Consider the following 16,637-nt stretch of genomic DNA (forward strand, 5'->3'; position numbering starts at 1 on the left):
AAGCAACTTTATCTTGACTTCGTTGCATACGCAACTAAAGTAGAATCAACATCCACCCCGGCTGCGGGCGCGGTTGCCATTCCATCATCCTGGAGGATCGCATGACCAGTCATTCCTTGCCCAAGGGCATGATCCGTGCGGCATCTGTTGCCGGCCCGCATGAAGGCTACATGCCTGGCTTCGGCAACGACTTCGAGACCGAGGCGCTGCCCGGCGCACTGCCGCAGGGCATGAACTCGCCCCAGAAATGCAACTACGGACTTTACGGCGAACAGCTGTCGGGCACCGCCTTCACCGCGCCCAGCCATCAGAACGAACGGACCTGGTGCTACCGCATCCGCCCTTCCGTCAAGCACACGCACCGGTTCAAGCGCATCCAGGTGCCGCTGTGGAAATCCGCCCCGCTGATCGACCCGGAAATCATGAGCCTCGGCCAATACCGCTGGGACCCGGTCGCCGTCCCGGCCGAGCCGCTGACCTGGATCACCGGCATGCGGACGATGACCACGGCGGGGGATGTGTCGACCCAGACCGGCATGGCCAGCCACATGTACCTGGTCAACCAGTCGATGAAGGATGAGTATTTCTATTCGGCCGATGGCGAACTGCTGGTCGTGCCCCAGGAAGGCCGCCTGCGGTTCTGCACCGAGCTTGGGATCATCGACCTGGAACCGAAAGAGATCGCCATCCTGCCGCGCGGGTTGGTCTACCGGGTCGAGGTGCTGGAAGGCCCGGCGCGGGGCTTTGTCTGCGAGAATTACGGCCAGAAATTCGCCCTGCCTGGGCGGGGGCCCATCGGCGCGAACTGCATGGCGAACCGGCGCGATTTCAAGACCCCGGTGGCGGCGTTCGAGGATCGGGATGCCCCGTCCAAGGTCTATGTCAAATGGGCCGGCATGTTCCATGTGACCGAGATCGACCACAGCCCGCTGGACGTGGTGGCCTGGCATGGCAACTATGCCCCCTGCAAATACGACCTGCGCACCTATTGCCCAGTGGGGGCGATCCTGTTCGACCATCCTGATCCGTCGATCTTCACGGTGCTGACCGCTCCGTCCGGGATTGAAGGCACGGCGAACATCGACTTCGTCCTGTTCCGCGAACGCTGGATGGTGGCGGAGAACACCTTCCGTCCGCCGTGGTACCACAAGAACGTCATGTCCGAGCTGATGGGCAACATCTACGGCGTCTATGATGCCAAGCCCAAGGGGTTCGTCCCGGGCGGCATGTCCTTGCACAACTGCATGATCCCGCACGGGCCGGACCGGAACGCGTTCGAAGGCGCCTCGAACGCCGCCTTGAAGCCGGAAAAGCTGGACGAGACGATGAGCTTCATGTTCGAGACCCGCTTCCCGCAGCACCTGACGCCATGGGCCGCCACGAACGGCCATGCGCAAGAGGATTACATCGACTGCTGGGGGTCCCTGGAGAAGAAGTTCGACGGGACGCCCGGGATCAAGTGACCGAAGTGAACCGGATCGTGACCCTTGGGGTGAAGGGCGGCCCGTCCTTGCGGGCGGGGGCGTCGATGCCGTCGTCCTCGTTGCTGCAGCTGGACGGGCAGGTCATCGTCATCGACGCAGGTCTGGGCGTGGCGCGGGGGCTGGTCGAGGCTGGAGTGGCGCTGAACCGGCTGGCGGTGGTGTTTGTCACGCACCTGCATTCCGACCACGTGCTGGAGCTTGGGGGGCTGATCCACACCGCCTGGGTGTCGGGGCGGAAGGATCGGGTACGGGTCTATGGGCCCCCGGGTCTGCGGGCCTATTGGGCCGGGTTCCAGGCGGCGATGGCGATGGACATCCATCTGCGGGTGGTGGACGACGGGCGGGTGCCCTTGGCCGATCTGGTCGAGGTGGTGGAGGTCGATGCGGGTGTGGTGCCGTTCGAAGGGCTGACGGTCAGCGCCTACCGGACGACGCATCCGCCGGTGGAGTATTCCTTTGCCTACCGGTTCGAGGGGACCAAGACGGTAGTCTTCTCCGGCGACACGGTCTTTGATCCGGGCTTTGGCGCCTTTGCCGAGGGGGCGGATGTCCTGGTCCACGAGGCGCTGTTGCCCGAGGGGATTGAGGCGATCCTGGCCCGAACGGGCGGGGGCGAGAAGCTGCGGGCGCATCTGGTGGGCAGCCATACGATGATCGACGATGTGGGCAAGGTGGCGGCCTTGGCCGGGGCGGGTAAGCTGGTGTTGAACCACCAGGTCCCGGTCGACGACCCGGCCTTCACCGATGCCATGTGGCAGGCGCGGGCCGGGGTGGCCTATGCCGGGCCGGTCATCGTCGCGCGCGACGGAATGGAGATAGCGCTATGAGGCTCAAACGGTCCTGGGTCGAAAGCGCCAACGCGCCGGACCATCCGTTCCCGTTGAACAACCTGCCCTGCGGGGTGTTTTCGCTGCCTGGTGAGGAGCCACGCTGCGGCGTTGCCATTGGGGACTTCGTGCTGAACGTCTCGGCGGCGGAGAAGGGACTGTTCATCGTCCTGGATGAAGGCCCCTACTTTGATGTTCCGTCATGGAACAGGTTCATGGCAGGCGGGCCGAAACTCTGGGCTGCGTTGCGGGAGGACCTGCAACGAATCTTTGGTTTGGAAGCGGATGAACATACCCGGGACGAGGCGGCACTCTATCTGCACCGTCTTTCCGATGTCGCCTTGCATATGCCGTTTGTGGTGTCCGAATACACCGACTTCTACGCAGGCCGGAACCATGCCTTCAACGTCGGCACCATGTTCCGCGGGGCGGAGAATGCCCTGCCGCCGAACTGGCTGCATATCCCCATCGGCTATAACGGGCGGGCGTCGTCGGTGGTGGTCTCGGGCACTCCGGTCCGCCGTCCCTGGGGGCAGCTGAAGGGTCCAGACGACGCTGCCCCGCGCTTTGCGCCCTCGGCCCGGTTCGACATCGAGCTGGAGATGGGCGCGGTGGTCGGCCAACCCTCGACCCACGGCCAGCCGGTGACGGTGGCGGAAGCCGACGCGATGATTTTCGGCTATGTCCTGCTGAACGACTGGTCGGCGCGGGATATCCAGGCCTGGGAGTACCAGCCTCTTGGCCCGTTCCAGGCCAAGGCGACCGCGACGACGATTTCCCCCTGGATCGTGATGAAGGCGGCGCTGGAGCCGTTCCGCACCTCGACCCCGGCCCGGGAAAAGCCGCTGCTTCCCTACCTGCAGGAACCCCGGCCCATGCTTTACGACATCGCGCTGGAGGTTGGGTTGACCCCTGAAGGCGGGCGGGAGACAGTGATCGCCCGGACCAACTATGCCGAGATGTACTACTCCGCCCCGCAGCAGCTGGCGCATCACACGACCAGCGGCTGCGCGATGAATGTGGGGGACCTGCTGGGATCGGGCACCATTTCCGGCCCGACGAAGGACTCGCGTGGGAGCCTGTTGGAGCTGTCCTGGGGCGGGAAGGAGCCGTTCCCGGTGGATGGCGGCACCCGCAGCTTCATCCAGGACAACGACACCCTGACCCTGCGCGGGCAGTGCAGGGGCGACGGCTATACCATCGGGTTTGGCGAGTGCTCGGGGCAGGTGATCCCGGCGCTGGCTGACCCTTACGCAAGGTAAGGACAGGACATGGCAAAGGCATTCGCCTCGCAGGGCGATCTGGCGGAAAAGAAGATCAGCTTCACCGAGATCGGCGAGGGCCTATACGCCTTTACCGCCGAGGGGGACCCGAATTCGGGCGTCATCATCGGGGATGAAAGCGTCATGGTGGTCGAGGCGCAGGCGACGCCCCGTCTGGCGCAGAAGGTGATCGACTGCATCCGGGGGGTGACCGACAAGCCGATCAGCCATGTGGTGCTGACGCATTACCACGCGGTGCGGGTGCTGGGCGCATCGGCCTTCAAGGCCCCGCAGGTCATCATGTCGGAAGCCGCGCGGAACATGGTGGCGGAGAGGGGGCAAGAGGATTGGGACAGCGAGTTCCAGCGCTTTCCGCGTCTGTTTCAAGGGCATGAAAGCATCCCCGGCCTGACCTGGCCGACGACGACGTTCAACGGCAAGATTACCGTCTGGCTGGGCAAGCGCCGGGTCGACATCCTGCAGCTCGGCCGTGCGCATACGGCGGGGGATGCGGTCATCCATGTCCCCGACCAGAACGTGATGTTCACCGGCGACATCGTCGAGGCGCATTCGGCCTGCTACTGCGGCGACGGACATTTCGTGGATTGGGGTGGCACGCTGGAGGCAATCCGGGCCTATGATCTGGACGCGATTGCTCCGGGACGGGGGGATGCCGTCGTGGGCCGGACGGCGGTGAACGGGGCTCTGGACCGGACGAAGGATTTTGTCGAGTCCACCTACAAGCCCGTCGCCCGGGTCGCGGCGCGGAATGGCAGTCTCAAGGAAGCCTGGGACGCTTGCCGGGCGGAGTGCGATCCGAAGTTCAAGGACTACGCGATCTACGAACATTGCCTGCCCTTCAACGTGGCCCGCGCCTATGACGAGGCGCGCGGGATCAGCCATCCCCGGATCTGGACCGCCCAGCGCGATCTGGAGATGTGGGCGGCGCTGCAGGGCTAAGGCGAACAAGGGGGAGGGGACGTCATGACAGCGCTGGTTCCGGAACGCTACGCGGTGGCCTTCCGCCTCTACCCTTACGCAAAGTCGCCCGATCAGGACGCGGCCACCCCGGTGCGCCGCAAGGTGGTGATCGTGGGCGGGGGGCCAATCGGTCTGGCCACGGCGCTGGACCTGGGCCGTCGCGGAGTGCCGGTCGTGCTGCTCGATGACCACGAGGGCGCGGGGCTGGGCAGCCGGGCCCTGTGCTTTGCCAAGCGCACGCTGGAAATCTGCGATCGGCTGGGCGCGGCGGGGCCGATGCTGCAGAAGGGCGTGCAGTGGAACGTCGGCAAGGTGTTCCACGACGACCGCCTTTTGTACGAGTTCAACCTGCTGCCCGAGGGCGGCCATGCCTTCCCCGCCTTCATCAACCTGCAGCAGCCCTGGTTCGAGAAGTTCCTGCACGACGCCATCGTTCAGGCCCAGGCCGAGGGTGCCCCCATCGAATTGCGGGGACAGAACCGCGTCGATGCCGTCACCCCGGCGGCCGACCACGTGACGCTGGACATCATGACTCCGGATGGGCCGTACAAGCTGCAGGCCGACTGGCTGATCGCCTGCGACGGCGCCCGCAGCCCCTTGCGCGGAATGCTGGGTCTGTCCTTTGACGGCCGGGTGTTCGAGGACAACTTCCTGATCGCCGACGTGAAGATGAAGGCCAGTTTCCCCACCGAACGCTGGTTCTGGTTCGAGCCGCATTTCAAATCGGGCGACTCGGCGCTGTTGCACAAGCAGCCCGACGACATCTGGCGCATTGATTTCCAGCTCGGCTGGAACATCGACCGCGCAAAAGAGCTGGAACCGGCCAACATCCGCAAGCGGGTGGATGCGATGCTGGGGCCGGATGTGGAGTATGAGCTCGACTGGTGTTCGATCTACACCTTCCAGTGCCGCCGGATGGAGAATTTCCGCCATGGCCGGGTGCTGTTTGCAGGGGATTCGGCCCACCAGGTTTCGCCCTTCGGCGCGCGCGGGGCGAATTCGGGCATCCAGGACGTGGACAACCTGGCCTGGAAGCTGGCGCTGGTGCTGGACGGAACGGCGCCGGAGAGCCTCCTCGACAGCTATGACGCCGAACGGGTGCATGGCGCGGATGAGAACATCCTGAACTCCACCCGCGCGACGGATTTCATCACGCCGAAGACGCCGGTGTCGAAGCTGTTCCGCAATGCCGTCCTGACGCTGGCCGAACACCTGCCCTTTGCTCGGACCGTGGTGAACTCAGGGCGGTTGTCGGTGCCCTGCACCTATGACGGCTCGGCGCTGAACGGGCCGGATCATCCGAACATGCCGCCCCGCACGCGGCCAGGTTCGCCTTGCCCCGATTCGCCGGTTGGGGGCGGTTGGTTGCTGCAACATCTGGGGCGGGGCTTCACTCTGCTGACCATCAATGCCGAGGCGCCGGAGCGCCTCACGGCGCATGGCCTGACCGTCCCCCGGCTAGCGCTGGAGCCGACGGCGGAGATCACCGCCCGCTATCTGGGCAATGCCCTAGGCGCGGTCTACCTGATCCGTCCCGACCAGCATGTCGCCGCGCGCTGGGATCGCTATGACGAGGCCGCAGTCGCCACTGCTCTGGGCCGCGCCATCGGAAAGGAGTGAGCCGATGCTGACCACCACCCCCAACCTGACCCGGCCAGACGAAAGCTATGCGACGCTGATCGCCACGCATGAGGGGTTGAGCGAGGCCGAAAGCCATGCCCTGAACGCCCGGCTGATCCTGATCCTGATGAACCACATCGGCGACCATGCCGTGCTGGCCCAGGCGATGCGGCTGGCGCGGGACCCCGAGGCGGCCTAGGCGAAGCTTAGCGAGACGCTGCCGAACGCGCCGAAGTCGGCATGGAAGCGGCTGCCCGGTGGAGCCTCGATGGGTCGGATGAAGCTGCCGGACAAGAGGACCTCGCCCGCCGCGATGCCCATCCCATAATCGGCCAGCCGGTGCGCGAGCCAGAGGATGCCGGTGACCGGGTCGTTCAACACGCCCGCGCCAAGGCCGGTTTCTTCCACCACCCCGTCACGGGCCACGATGGCCCCGACCCAGCGCAGGTCGAAGGCGTCTACGGCATGGCGCTGGCGGCCAAGGACGATCCCGGCGTTGGCGGCATTGTCGCTGATCGTGTCGGTGATGATCCGTGCCTTTCCGCTGGCCGGATCGGCGCGCAGGATGCGGGTGTCGAGGATTTCCAGGCTTGGCGCGACATGGCCGGTCGCGGCCAGCACGTCGTCGCGGGTGACATGGCGGCCTTGCAGCGGGGCCTTCATCACGAAGGCGATCTCGGCTTCGATCCTTGGCTGGATGAAGCGGCCCTTGGGCACGGTCGCGCCGTCGGCGAACAGCATGTCGTCCAGCAGGACGCCGCTGTCAGGAGTGGTGATGTTCAGCGCCTGCTGCATCGCGCGGCTGGTCAGGCCGATCTTCCAGCCGATGACCTTGCGCCCCTCGGCCTTCTTCCGGGCCACCAACGCCGCTTGCACGGCATAGGCGTCGTCCAGCGTCATGTCCGGATAGGCGAGCGACAGAAGACCACACTGCGTGCCCGTCTTCTCGGCCTGAAACAGTATCTCGGCGGCGGCGGTGATCTGGTCAGGGGTCATTCGTCGGCCACCCCGTTCCGCAGCGTGCCGATCCCTTCGGCGGAGATTTCCACCACATCGCCGGGCTGCAGCCAGATGGGCGGGTCGAACCGTGCGCCAGCCCCGGTGGGCGTGCCGGTGACGATGATGTCGCCGGGGACGAGCGTGGTGAAGGTCGAGATATAGGTGATCTGCCGCGCGACGGGGAACAGCATCCGCCCGGTGCGGTCGCTTTGCCGAAGCTCTCCGTTCACCCGAGTCTCCAGTGCCACGTCGGTGATCTGCGCGGGGTCGGTGAAAGGCACGGCCCAGGGACCCATCGCGCCGGACCGGTCCCAGTTCTTGCCCTGGGTCACGTTGAACTTCGCATGCCGCACCCAGTCGCGGATCGTGCCTTCGTTGCAGAGCGTCAGGGCGGCGATATGGGACAGGGCCTCGCCCTCAGGGATGCGGCGGCCGCCTTTGCCGATGATGACGGCGATCTCGCCTTCGTAGTCGAGTTGCGGGGACTCGGGCGGGCGGATCAGTGGCTGCCCATGGCCGCTGAAGCTGCGGGGGAAACGGGGGAAGAGGGACATGAACGGTGGCGCGTCCTGGCCGTCCTTGTACTCGGCATTGCGGTCGGGGAAGTTCACGCCGACGCAGATGATCTTTTCCGGGTCCGGGATCGGGATGTCCCAGGTGAAGCTGCCGTCCGGGTGATTGGCCGCACGGCCCTGCCCCGCCTCCAGCACCTGCGGGATCGCCCCCGCCTCGATCACGCCGCGCAGGGTGCGCCATTGAGGAAACTCCGTCGACAGCGCCAGAACACCGCCGATAGCGGTGACGCCCCAGTGCTGCTGGCCATTTGCGGTGAAGGTGACCAGGTTCATGGCGCGACGATCGGGGTTGCTTTCAGGTCGCTGTCTGCCAGCGTGGCCCCGTCGAAGACCGAGCCCAATTCGAACCAGCTGCGCGGGGCGGGCGAGCCCCAGAGGGTCTGGCGCTGCGGGTCCTTCAGGTCCCATTTGATCGGCTCCAGGTCCGGGTCGCAGGTCTGGTAGTCGCTACAGTAGATTTCCGTCCGATGCCCGTCCTTGTCGCGGATGTACAGGAAGAAGGCGTTGGAAATGCCGTGCCGCCCCGGGCCGCGTTCGACGCAGGACAGGTAGCCGGTGGTGGACATCAGGTCGAGAAGGTCGATGATGTTCAGCGGCGTCGGCACCCAGAACGCCGTGTGGTGCAGGCGCGGGCCGGTGCCGTTGGTGAAGGCGATGTCGTGGACGCCGCCCTTGCGGTGCATCCAGGCGGCCCAGGTGCGGCCGGTCTCCTCATCGGCGGTGTATTCCGTCACGCGGAACCCCATGTCGCCGTAGAACTCGACCGCCTTGTCCACGTTGGAAGAGAACAGGTTGAAATGGTCGATCCGCAGCGGCTTGACCCCCCGGTACAGCTTGTACTGCTGGTGGATCGGCGGCAGGCGGTCCATCTTCGCGTAGAACTCCAGCGGCACGCCCCAGGGGTCGCGGGTGGCAAGGACCCGGCCCATGAAGGGCCGTTCTATCCACGCGACCGGCAAGTCCCGCGCCTTGAACCAATGCGCCGCGCGGTCGAGGTCGTCTTCGGACCAGACCTTGAAGCCCAGCACCCCCACCGACGCCTCCGGCGACTGCCGCAGGATCATGCAGTGATGCCCCCGCTCCTCCATCGCTCTCAGATAGATTGTCGAGGTGTCCTCATGCGTCACCTGCAGGCCCAGGGTATCGACGTAGTAGGCCCGGCTCCAGGCGAGGTCGGTGACCTTCAGTTCGACATGGCTGAGGCGGACGATGTTGAAGGGCGGGGCCAGGTTCGGGGCGGGGATCGGCACTGTCAGGCTCCCAGGCGCTGGATCTTGTGGTGGCCCAAGGCGAAGGCCACGTTCTTCTGTTCCATGTAGAACTCGAACGACCAGTCCCCGCCATCGCGCCCGATGCCGCTGGCCTTCATCCCGCCGAAGGGGGTGGGCAGGTGACGGACGTTTTCGCTGTTCACCCAGATCATGCCAGCCTCCAGCCTTTCGCTGAAACGCAGCGCACGGGTCAGGTCGTTGGTCCAAAGGTATCCGGTCAGCCCATAGGCCACGTCATTGGCGATGCGCAGGGCCTCGTCTTCGTCCTTGAAGCGGATCGAGGTCAGGAACGGCCCGAACACCTCTTCCTGCGCGATGCGCATGTCGGACCGGGCGTCGGTGAAGAGGGTCGGGCGGATGAACCAGCCGGTGTCGCCGACCCGCGAGCCGCCTGCGGCGAGGGTCGCCCCGTCCTCCTGCCCGATGCCCACGTAAGACGTGACCTTGTCGAAATGCGTCCGGTGGATCAGCGGCCCGACCTCGGTTGCCGGGTCCAGGGGATGCCCGACCTTGATCGCGTTCACGCGCTGGATCAGCGCCTGATGGAACCGCTCCGCGATGCTGTCCTGCACCAGCAGGCGCGAAGACGACGTGCAGCGTTCGCCGTTCAGCGAGTAGATCATGAAGATCACCGCATCCAGAGCGCGGTCGAAATCGGCGTCATCGAACACGATCACCGGGTTCTTGCCGCCGAGTTCAAAGTGCACCCGCTTAAGCGTGTCGGCGCCCTGCTTCATGATCATGCTTCCGGTCCGGCTTTCGCCCACGAAGGCGATGGCCTTGATGTCCGGGTGTTCCGTCAGCGCCTTCCCCGCGCCCTCGCCCATCCCGTTCACCAGGTTCAAGACCCCGGGGGGGAGGCCTGCCTCATGGCAGATCTCGGCCAGCAGGCGAGCGGTCAGGGGCGAGAACTCCGCCGGTTTGTGGACGACCGTGCAGCCCGCCGCCAAAGCCGGGGCGATCTTCCAGGTCGACAGCATGAAGGGGGTGTTCCAGGGGGTGATGACCCCCACCGGCCCGATGGGATGTCGGCTGGTGACGTTCAGGTGATCCTTCGTCGGCAGGCTTTTCCCATCCCGCGCGCCCGGCGCAAGGTCGGCGAAGAAGCGGAAGTTCTCCGCCCCCCGCAACGCCGCCTTGGACATGAAGCGCCAGGCTTGCCCCGTGTCCCAGCATTCGCAGAGCGCAATCTCCTCGGCCCGCGCCTCGATCAGGTCGGCGATGCGGTGGAGGATCGCCTTGCGCTTGTCCCCCGCCAGCGCCGCCCAGGCCGGAAACGCCGCCTTTGCCGCCTTTGCCGCCTGGTCCAACGTCTCTGCCGTCCCCAGCGCCACGCGGGCGATCAGGCTTTCGTCGACCGGTGAGTGCGTTTCGAACCACTCCGCCCCCGCCACGTCCTGCCCGGCGATCAGGTTCAGGATGCCCTTGCCCCGGTACCGGGCCAGATGTCCGTCAAGTTTCGCCAGATGGGTGGCAAGGTCGGTCACTGGGTTTCTCCCGGCAGGTAGCGGCGGATCGAGGAGGTTTTGGGTGAAAGCTCGGGGTCGATGTCGCGCATCTCAAAGGACAGCATGAAGGAGGAGGTTTCCAGCACCTTCGCGCAATAGGCCTCTGCTGCCGCGAAGATCCGGGCGGTGGCTTGCGCCTTGGCCTCGGCGCTGCGACCACCGCGCAGGCGAAGCGAGATGTCAAGGAAGGCGTGGTCCGGATTGCCGTCGGCGATCAAGACATGGGTGCAGGCAGTGGCGCGGACCCGGATGCCGGCGAGGGGCAAGATCCCCGTGGCGACGGCGGCATCCCGAAGCACCAGACACAGGCCCGCGATATCCAGCCTGCTTTCGAGATTGGGAGAATAGTCGATCTGGATATGCGGCAAGACATCCTCCATCCCCTTACTTGCTTTGTGAAGTATCTTTGCCCAGCGTGTCAACCGGACAATGGGGAGAGCGGGTCAGCCGCGCGGCGGGAAGATCCGGTAGTACAGCCAGTCCGGCAGGAAGTTCCCGCCCCGGAACAGCCAGCTGAAGACGGTCGGGAAGCTGATCTTGAAGCCGCCCGATGCCATGTGGCGGAACATGATGTCGGCGGCGGCCTCGGGGTCCATGATGAAGGGCATGGTGAAATCGTTCTTCGCGGTCAGCCGGGTGCGGATGAAGCCGGGGTTGGCCAGTTGCACCGTGACGCCGGACTTGCGCAGGTCGGCATAAAGCGATTCCGCCAGCACCATGGTCCCTGCCTTCGAGGCGGCATAGCCGATGGCCCCGGGCAGGCCCCGGAAGCCAGAGAGCGAGCCGGTGATGACGATGTGACCCCGGTCGCGGGCGGTCATCGGCGGCAGCGCCACGCCCAGCACGCGGACAAGCCCGGTGAAGTTGATGTCGGCCATCGCCTCGGCAGCCTTGGCGTCCCAATCCTGCGCCCGCATTGGCCAGTAGACGCCGGCCAGGAAGACCATCCCGTCCAACTGGGGCAGCTGCGCAGCGGCGGCCTGCACGCTGTCAGAGGAGCTGACATCCATCGGCAACACGGTTGCCGGGCCGGACAGACTTGCGGCAGCGGCTTTCAGGCTGTCTTCGCTACGGGCCGACAGCACCAACTCAGCCCCCGCAGCGCTCAGCTTCTGGGCAAGTGCCAGGCCCAGACCCTCCGACGCGCCGACGAGCCAGTAGCGCTTGCCCTTGAAGTCTCTCATTCCGCGGCGGCCAACTGGCGCGCCTCAGTGGCAACGGGGCGGATCGTGGCGACAAGTTCCGCCACCTTGATCCCGAACTTGCGGAACTGCGACCGGTTCATGATCGCGCCGTTTTCCAGAAGGTACATCCAGTCGGTCACGTCCAGCACATGCCCTCCGGCCTCGGGCGTCAGGCGGATGCGGTAGCGGAGGAGGACGCCGGGGCCTTCGACCCGGCCCGTCCCCTTGCCTTCGACATCGGCGGCGGTGGCGGTGATCTGCCCGTTCGGGCCAAGCTCCAGCGTCCAGGCGCGGTGCTGGACGGTGCCGCTGTCATAGCGGAAGACCTCGGCCAGGGTGCCGGTCGTGCCGTCCCAGGTGCCCTGCATGTCGGCCACAAAGCGCGAGGTGACGCGGCCCGTGGGGCCGAAGATCACGCCCTCGCAGGTTAGGGGGCCGGACAGGTGTTGGCGCAGGTCGAAGGCGGGCCCTTTGCCCGCGTAGTCGGACGGGGCCTGCGCCGCGAAAGAGGCGAAGCGGGTGCGCAGCGCGATCAGGGCGATGACGATCAGCGCTCCGATCAGGGCGGAGAGGATCGAGGTCATCTTGGGGCGTCCTTGAGGGGCATGGCGAGGGTGGTTCGGGCCAGAAGTGCGATTGCTATGACCTTCAATACGCAAGGAAGCCCTGCGTAGATCAATGTCAGCGTCCGAAGGGCCGATTCCGTGTTCTGCCCGCCGGTCTGAAAGCCTGCCGCCTGCAGCGCGGGAAGGATCGTCAGGGCGGCAAGGGCGAGAGAAAGCTTGGAGACGAAGGACCAAAGCCCGAAGGCTGCGGCCTCGGGCGTGCCGGTCTGGGCCAGGCGCTGGGCGAAGATCGCGGGAAGAAGGGTGAGGTCAGCGCCGAGGGTCGCCCCCGAGGCCGCACAGATCAGCGCGAAGGCGATCAGGTCGCCCGATCCAAGGGTGAGGGTCCAAAGGAAACTGGCGATGGCCAAGGTCATGGCGACGAGGAGGGTGGGTTTCGGGCCGTGGCGGCGGGCGAGGAGGCTCCAGAGTGGCGTGGAGGCGGCGGCGGCGAGGAAGAAGAGGAGGAGGAGCGGACCTTCCCAGCCGGGGAGCGCGAGGCGGGATTCGACGAAGAACAGGAACAGGGTCGAGGTGACGGCGACCGGCGCGGCGTTCAGAAGCGCGATGAGGAGGAGGCGGCGCGCAAGGGGGTCGGCAAGGGCCGGGCGGAACAGGTCCCAGGGATGGGCGACCTGTTCCGCCGGGGTGCCCAGCCACTCGCGCCGCATGGCAAGGGTGGCGAGAAGCGCCACTGCGGCGAAGACCAGCGCGAAGGCGGTGAAGGGGGTGTCGGTCAAGGGCGCAAGGGCGACAGGGGCGGTCGCGGCCAAGCAGACGCCGAGGAGCGAGCCGCCCTCGCGCCAGCCGGCCAGGCGGATGTGGCCCTGGGGCCCGAGCGTCTGCGCCTTGGTCACCCCTTCCGCATAGAAGCAGATGGTGAGGTAGGAGAAGGCCGAAAAGAGGACGGTGAGCGTGAGGGCGAACCAGAGGAGCGGTGCCGTGGGCGGCGTGACGGCGAAAAGCGCGTAAAGCGCGGCGGCCATCAGAGTGGTGGCAATGGCGATGGTCAGGCGACGGCGGGGCCGCGTCGCCTCGGCCAGCCAGCCGAGGAGGGGGTCCTGGACGACGTCGATCAGGCGGAGCGCGGCGAGCGTCAGGCCCATCGTGGCGAGAGAGGTGCCATAGCTGTCGACGTAGAACTTCGGCGCGTGTATGTAGATCGGCAGCCCGGCCATCGCGATCAGAGCGGCGAAGAGCGACCAGGCGGGGAGGCGGTTGGTCATCGGCGGCTATTGAATTGAGCGCGTTCCGCGCAAGCCTTTTGTCTCGCGGTTCTGCGTGAAGGACGCGGAACCGCTCGGGAAGCCTCCGGCGGGGATATTTGGCGAAGGGAAAGACGCAATGTTTTCCCGAAGCTGCGGGTCATCGGGTGACGTCTTCGGCGGGGGGTGCAGGGCGGTTGTGGAACTTGACCTTCTTGGCCCAAAGCTTCAGCGCCTGCCAGTGTATCAGCGCCAGCACCCGGCGCGAGCCGAAGGGGCGGCGGAGGGCCGATGCGATGATCCCGGCGTTGGTCAGCGGTTGGCGCGGGCCGATCAGGTTGGTGAAAAGCCCGCCACCGGGCGTGGTGTAGTCGATCCAGATGCCGATCCGGTCAGGCCGGATGTCGAAGCGGAAAGTGTAGGTCCCGGCCACCGGCTGAAACGGCGAGACGTGGAAGATCTTCTGCGCCTGGATCGTGTCCTCACGCGTGATGGGCGCACGGTCCTCGCGGTGGCACAGGTAGGAATGCCGATCGCCATAGGTGTTGGTGACTTCCGCGATCACAGCGCGGAGGTGGCCGAGGTGGTCGTAGGCGAGCCAGAACGAGACCGGGTTGAACACGTGGCCCAGAAGGCGCGGCTGGGCGAGGAGGAGGATGCGGTCGTGCGCAAGGTTGTGCTGGGCGAGGACCTCGCGTGCCCATTGGGTGCCCGTCCCCTGACCCGGCGCGCCGCCATGGTCGGCGTCGTGGACCGACATCAGGTTCCTTGCGTTCCGCGAAAAGAGCGCGGGACCCTTCGCCTTCAACGGGTCCAAGAGCAGGTAGTCCACCGAATAGCGGAAGGCGTTCTTCACTGCGCCCTTGCGGCCGTGGAACGTCTCGGCCGGGATGCGCTGCACCCCCGTATTCGGCTTGGCGGTCATGCGGCCAGCCGGAAGGCCTGGCGCTCGGCCATCGCCTGGACCACGTCCACCGCCGAGGCGAAGCCGTCCTCGTGGAAGCCGTTCCGCATCCAGGCGCCGCAGAACCAGGTGTTGCGGGCCCCGTTCATCGCGCGCAGGCGGTCTTGTGCGGCGAAGGCGGCGACGTCGAAGACCGGGTGGTGGAAGGTGTTCACGTCGTGGATCAGGTCCTCGCGGATCGGCCGCGTGGTGTTCAGCGTCACGAACATCGGGTCGTCCTGAGGGATCGGCTGCAAGGAGTTCATCCAGTAGGTCAGATCGATCCGGTCACCCGGGCCGGACTTGGGTTCGACATAGGACCAGGATGACCAGACCTTGCGCGACTTCGGCATGAGGCTCGCGTCGGAATGCAGCACCGCCTCGTTCGGCTGATAGCGGATCGCTGAGAGGGCACTGGTTTCCTCGGGCGTGCCGTCGGAGAGAAGCTTCAGCGTGATGTCGGAGTGCGTGGCGAAGACCACATCGTCGAAGAGTTCAGGCTCTCCGCCGACAGTGCGGACGAAGACCGACCCCGCCTCGCGCCGGACGCTGGCGACGGGCGTCCCGGTGCGGATGTCGACGCCCTGCGCAGTCATCGCCGCCTGCAGACGCCGGACATACTCCACCGATCCGCCCTGCACGGTGTACCACTGGTGCTGGCCGTCGTAGTCCATCAGCGCATGGTTGCGGAAGAAACGGACCAGCGCCTGCGCCGGAAAGTTCAGGATGCCCGAAGTCGGCGTCGACCAGATCGCGCCCGAGAACGGGGTGATGTAGTGGTCGCGGAAATAGCTGCCGGTGCCCAGGCGGCCGAGAAGCTCGCCGATGGTCATGGCAGCATCACTCGCCACCGCCTCGGCGTTGCGGTTGAAGTGCAGGATGTCGGTCAGCATCCGCAGGAAGCGCGGGTTGAAGGCATTGCGGCGCTGGGCAAAGATCGTGTCCATCGAGGCAAGCCCGTATTCGATGGCCCCGCCACGGATCGAGGCGCCAAAGGACATTGTGCTTTCCGTTGTCGGCACGCCCAGCTTTTCGAACAGCCGCACCAGGTTCGGGTAGTTGACCCGGTTGAAGACGATGAACCCGGTATCCACCGGCTGGTCCTTCCGCTTGCCCGCGATCACCGTCCGGGCATGACCGCCCAGCCGCGGCTCGGCTTCGAACAGGACGACAGGGTTCCGGTCGGCCAGAAGGTGGGCAGCGGCCATGCCGGAAATGCCCCCCCCGATGACGGCGATGCGACGGGGGGTGGGGCCGAACTTTTCGAAGGGCATTTGGGTAGGACTTCCCTGGGTTGGTTTCACACGGTTACGCAGCGGGCGCCCGATCGGATCACCCTGTGCTGTGCATACGGAAAGGCACCGCAGAAAGTTTCGTGTCAGGTTCCCTATACGCACTCAAGCCGGGAAATCTGTCAAACAAAGTTGACATGAATTCTTGACTTGTTGCTGGCCCGCGCCAGATCGCTGAAAAATGATCCGACTTCGGGTTGCGGGCGTAGAAGCCATATGATGCTTGACGCCAGCAGAGCCGTTATGACGGAGCAGGGCTTGTCGCCTGTGCCGCTGGGCATGGGTGAAAAGACCGGTTCGCGCCAGAAAAGGGTTGGGTCGTTGGCGACGACAGAGATGGAGACAGACTGGGCGGCCCTTCTGGTGAAGGTGCGCGACCATCAGGACCGGGCGGCTTTTGCGGCGCTCTTCCGGCACTTTGCCCCGCGGGTGAAGGCCTTCCTGATGAAGTCGGGCGCCGGGGCCGCGCTGGCCGAGGAATGCGCGCAGGACGTCATGGCGACGCTCTGGCAGAAGGCGCATCTCTTCGACCCCGCGCGGGCCAGCGTGGCGACCTGGGTTTATACCATCGCCCGCAACCGGAGGATCGACGCGCTGAGGAAGGCGCGCCGGGCCGAGCCGGAAGAGTTGGATTGGGGTCCCGAGCCCGAGCCTGATCAGGCCGAGGTGATGGAAGCCCAGCAAGAGACGGAACGGTTGGGGCGCGCCCTTGCGGCACTGCCTGCACCACAGAGGACACTGATCGAACGCGCCTTCTACGGCGACCTCTCGCACAGCGAGATCGCCGCCGAGACGGGGCTTCCCCTGGGGACGATCAAATCACGGATACGGCTGGCGCTGGACAAGCTGCGCCATCACATGGGTTAAGGACTTGGTACGGA

Annotated in this window: 17 protein-coding genes; 7 read left to right on the top strand and 10 right to left on the bottom strand. The window is 65.9% G+C overall.

Features of this window, described 5'->3' with window-relative positions; translation table 11 throughout:
- Positions 1 to 101: 101 nt before the first annotated feature.
- From hmgA to AC2EAL_RS05040, 6 genes are read left to right on the top strand one after another with little or no spacing between them, the layout of a single operon-like run.
- On the top strand, positions 102 to 1,463 hold the full coding sequence (hmgA, locus tag AC2EAL_RS05015) for a homogentisate 1,2-dioxygenase (RefSeq protein WP_484723066.1): 1,362 nt from the start codon (positions 102 to 104) through the stop codon (positions 1,461 to 1,463).
- Positions 1,460 to 2,311 carry an MBL fold metallo-hydrolase gene (locus AC2EAL_RS05020; RefSeq protein ID WP_484723067.1) on the top strand — a complete coding sequence of 284 codons (852 nt, stop codon included), beginning with the start codon at positions 1,460 to 1,462 and terminating at the stop codon, positions 2,309 to 2,311. The genes hmgA and AC2EAL_RS05020 overlap by 4 nt, the downstream gene beginning before the upstream one ends.
- Positions 2,308 to 3,573 (top strand): fumarylacetoacetase, encoded by a 1,266-nt coding sequence (gene fahA, locus AC2EAL_RS05025; RefSeq protein ID WP_484723068.1) that lies wholly within the window; start codon positions 2,308 to 2,310, stop codon positions 3,571 to 3,573. The genes AC2EAL_RS05020 and fahA overlap by 4 nt, the downstream gene beginning before the upstream one ends.
- 9 nt (positions 3,574 to 3,582) lie before the next feature.
- Positions 3,583 to 4,533 (top strand): MBL fold metallo-hydrolase, encoded by a 951-nt coding sequence (locus AC2EAL_RS05030; RefSeq protein WP_484723069.1) that lies wholly within the window; start codon positions 3,583 to 3,585, stop codon positions 4,531 to 4,533.
- A 24-nt stretch (positions 4,534 to 4,557) separates the two neighbouring features.
- Positions 4,558 to 6,174 (top strand): FAD-dependent oxidoreductase, encoded by a 1,617-nt coding sequence (locus AC2EAL_RS05035; protein ID WP_484723070.1) that lies wholly within the window; start codon positions 4,558 to 4,560, stop codon positions 6,172 to 6,174.
- Positions 6,175 to 6,178: 4 nt separating this feature from the next.
- Complete coding sequence (locus tag AC2EAL_RS05040) at positions 6,179 to 6,373, top strand: DUF2783 domain-containing protein (RefSeq protein WP_484723071.1); 195 nt, start codon at positions 6,179 to 6,181, stop codon at positions 6,371 to 6,373.
- On the opposite strand, the gene hpaH is transcribed toward AC2EAL_RS05040, so the two are convergent.
- The 10 genes from hpaH to AC2EAL_RS05090 all read right to left on the bottom strand — a co-directional run bounded on the left by hpaH (position 6,370) and on the right by AC2EAL_RS05090 (position 15,738).
- Positions 6,370 to 7,170: a 2-oxo-hept-4-ene-1,7-dioate hydratase gene (gene hpaH, locus AC2EAL_RS05045; RefSeq protein ID WP_484723072.1), complete on the bottom strand. Its 801-nt coding sequence runs from the start codon at positions 7,168 to 7,170 to the stop codon at positions 6,370 to 6,372. The two genes, AC2EAL_RS05040 and hpaH, sit on opposite strands and share 4 nt — an antisense overlap.
- Positions 7,167 to 8,021, bottom strand: coding sequence for a fumarylacetoacetate hydrolase family protein (locus AC2EAL_RS05050; RefSeq protein WP_484723073.1), 855 nt, complete (start codon positions 8,019 to 8,021; stop codon positions 7,167 to 7,169). The genes hpaH and AC2EAL_RS05050 overlap by 4 nt, the downstream gene beginning before the upstream one ends.
- On the bottom strand, positions 8,018 to 8,998 hold the full coding sequence (gene hpaD / locus AC2EAL_RS05055; RefSeq protein WP_484723074.1) for a 3,4-dihydroxyphenylacetate 2,3-dioxygenase: 981 nt from the start codon (positions 8,996 to 8,998) through the stop codon (positions 8,018 to 8,020). The genes AC2EAL_RS05050 and hpaD overlap by 4 nt, the downstream gene beginning before the upstream one ends.
- Positions 8,999 to 9,000: 2 nt before the next feature.
- On the bottom strand, positions 9,001 to 10,506 hold the full coding sequence (gene hpaE, locus AC2EAL_RS05060; RefSeq protein WP_484723075.1) for a 5-carboxymethyl-2-hydroxymuconate semialdehyde dehydrogenase: 1,506 nt from the start codon (positions 10,504 to 10,506) through the stop codon (positions 9,001 to 9,003).
- Complete coding sequence (locus AC2EAL_RS05065; protein ID WP_484723076.1) at positions 10,503 to 10,907, bottom strand: 5-carboxymethyl-2-hydroxymuconate Delta-isomerase; 405 nt, start codon at positions 10,905 to 10,907, stop codon at positions 10,503 to 10,505. Before AC2EAL_RS05065 ends, hpaE begins: the two co-directional genes overlap by 4 nt.
- Before the next feature lie 63 nt (positions 10,908 to 10,970).
- On the bottom strand, positions 10,971 to 11,711 hold the full coding sequence (locus AC2EAL_RS05070) for an SDR family NAD(P)-dependent oxidoreductase (RefSeq protein ID WP_484723077.1): 741 nt from the start codon (positions 11,709 to 11,711) through the stop codon (positions 10,971 to 10,973).
- A complete protein-coding gene (locus AC2EAL_RS05075) occupies positions 11,708 to 12,295 on the bottom strand; it encodes a DUF3833 domain-containing protein (protein ID WP_484723078.1) in 588 nt (195 codons plus the stop codon). The genes AC2EAL_RS05070 and AC2EAL_RS05075 overlap by 4 nt, the downstream gene beginning before the upstream one ends.
- A complete protein-coding gene (locus AC2EAL_RS05080) occupies positions 12,292 to 13,542 on the bottom strand; it encodes an MFS transporter (protein WP_484723079.1) in 1,251 nt (416 codons plus the stop codon). Before AC2EAL_RS05080 ends, AC2EAL_RS05075 begins: the two co-directional genes overlap by 4 nt.
- 139 nt (positions 13,543 to 13,681) lie before the next feature.
- Positions 13,682 to 14,446, bottom strand: a complete 765-nt coding sequence (locus AC2EAL_RS05085; protein ID WP_484723080.1) for a DUF1365 domain-containing protein — start codon at positions 14,444 to 14,446, stop codon at positions 13,682 to 13,684.
- Positions 14,443 to 15,738 carry an NAD(P)/FAD-dependent oxidoreductase gene (locus AC2EAL_RS05090; protein WP_484723081.1) on the bottom strand — a complete coding sequence of 432 codons (1,296 nt, stop codon included), beginning with the start codon at positions 15,736 to 15,738 and terminating at the stop codon, positions 14,443 to 14,445. The genes AC2EAL_RS05085 and AC2EAL_RS05090 overlap by 4 nt, the downstream gene beginning before the upstream one ends.
- Positions 15,739 to 16,092: 354 nt before the next feature.
- Here AC2EAL_RS05090 and AC2EAL_RS05095 point away from each other — a divergent pair, with 354 nt between their 5' ends.
- Positions 16,093 to 16,623, top strand: coding sequence for a sigma-70 family RNA polymerase sigma factor (locus AC2EAL_RS05095; protein WP_484723082.1), 531 nt, complete (start codon positions 16,093 to 16,095; stop codon positions 16,621 to 16,623).
- The last annotated feature ends 14 nt before the right edge of the window (positions 16,624 to 16,637 follow it).

This window comes from Tabrizicola sp. T74, assembly GCF_057219935.1.

Coding starts and splice junctions, on each gene's coding strand:
- hmgA (WP_484723066.1), top strand. CDS start 102: ATGACCAGTCATTCCTTGCCCAAGGGCATGATCCGTGCGGCATCTGTT.
- fahA (WP_484723068.1), top strand. CDS start 2,308: ATGAGGCTCAAACGGTCCTGGGTCGAAAGCGCCAACGCGCCGGACCAT.
- AC2EAL_RS05030 (WP_484723069.1), top strand. CDS start 3,583: ATGGCAAAGGCATTCGCCTCGCAGGGCGATCTGGCGGAAAAGAAGATC.
- AC2EAL_RS05035 (WP_484723070.1), top strand. CDS start 4,558: ATGACAGCGCTGGTTCCGGAACGCTACGCGGTGGCCTTCCGCCTCTAC.
- AC2EAL_RS05040 (WP_484723071.1), top strand. CDS start 6,179: ATGCTGACCACCACCCCCAACCTGACCCGGCCAGACGAAAGCTATGCG.
- hpaH (WP_484723072.1), bottom strand. CDS start 7,170: ATGACCCCTGACCAGATCACCGCCGCCGCCGAGATACTGTTTCAGGCC.
- AC2EAL_RS05050 (WP_484723073.1), bottom strand. CDS start 8,021: ATGAACCTGGTCACCTTCACCGCAAATGGCCAGCAGCACTGGGGCGTC.
- AC2EAL_RS05065 (WP_484723076.1), bottom strand. CDS start 10,907: ATGGAGGATGTCTTGCCGCATATCCAGATCGACTATTCTCCCAATCTC.
- AC2EAL_RS05070 (WP_484723077.1), bottom strand. CDS start 11,711: ATGAGAGACTTCAAGGGCAAGCGCTACTGGCTCGTCGGCGCGTCGGAG.
- AC2EAL_RS05075 (WP_484723078.1), bottom strand. CDS start 12,295: ATGACCTCGATCCTCTCCGCCCTGATCGGAGCGCTGATCGTCATCGCC.
- AC2EAL_RS05080 (WP_484723079.1), bottom strand. CDS start 13,542: ATGACCAACCGCCTCCCCGCCTGGTCGCTCTTCGCCGCTCTGATCGCG.
- AC2EAL_RS05085 (WP_484723080.1), bottom strand. CDS start 14,446: ATGACCGCCAAGCCGAATACGGGGGTGCAGCGCATCCCGGCCGAGACG.
- AC2EAL_RS05090 (WP_484723081.1), bottom strand. CDS start 15,738: ATGCCCTTCGAAAAGTTCGGCCCCACCCCCCGTCGCATCGCCGTCATC.
- AC2EAL_RS05095 (WP_484723082.1), top strand. CDS start 16,093: ATGGAGACAGACTGGGCGGCCCTTCTGGTGAAGGTGCGCGACCATCAG.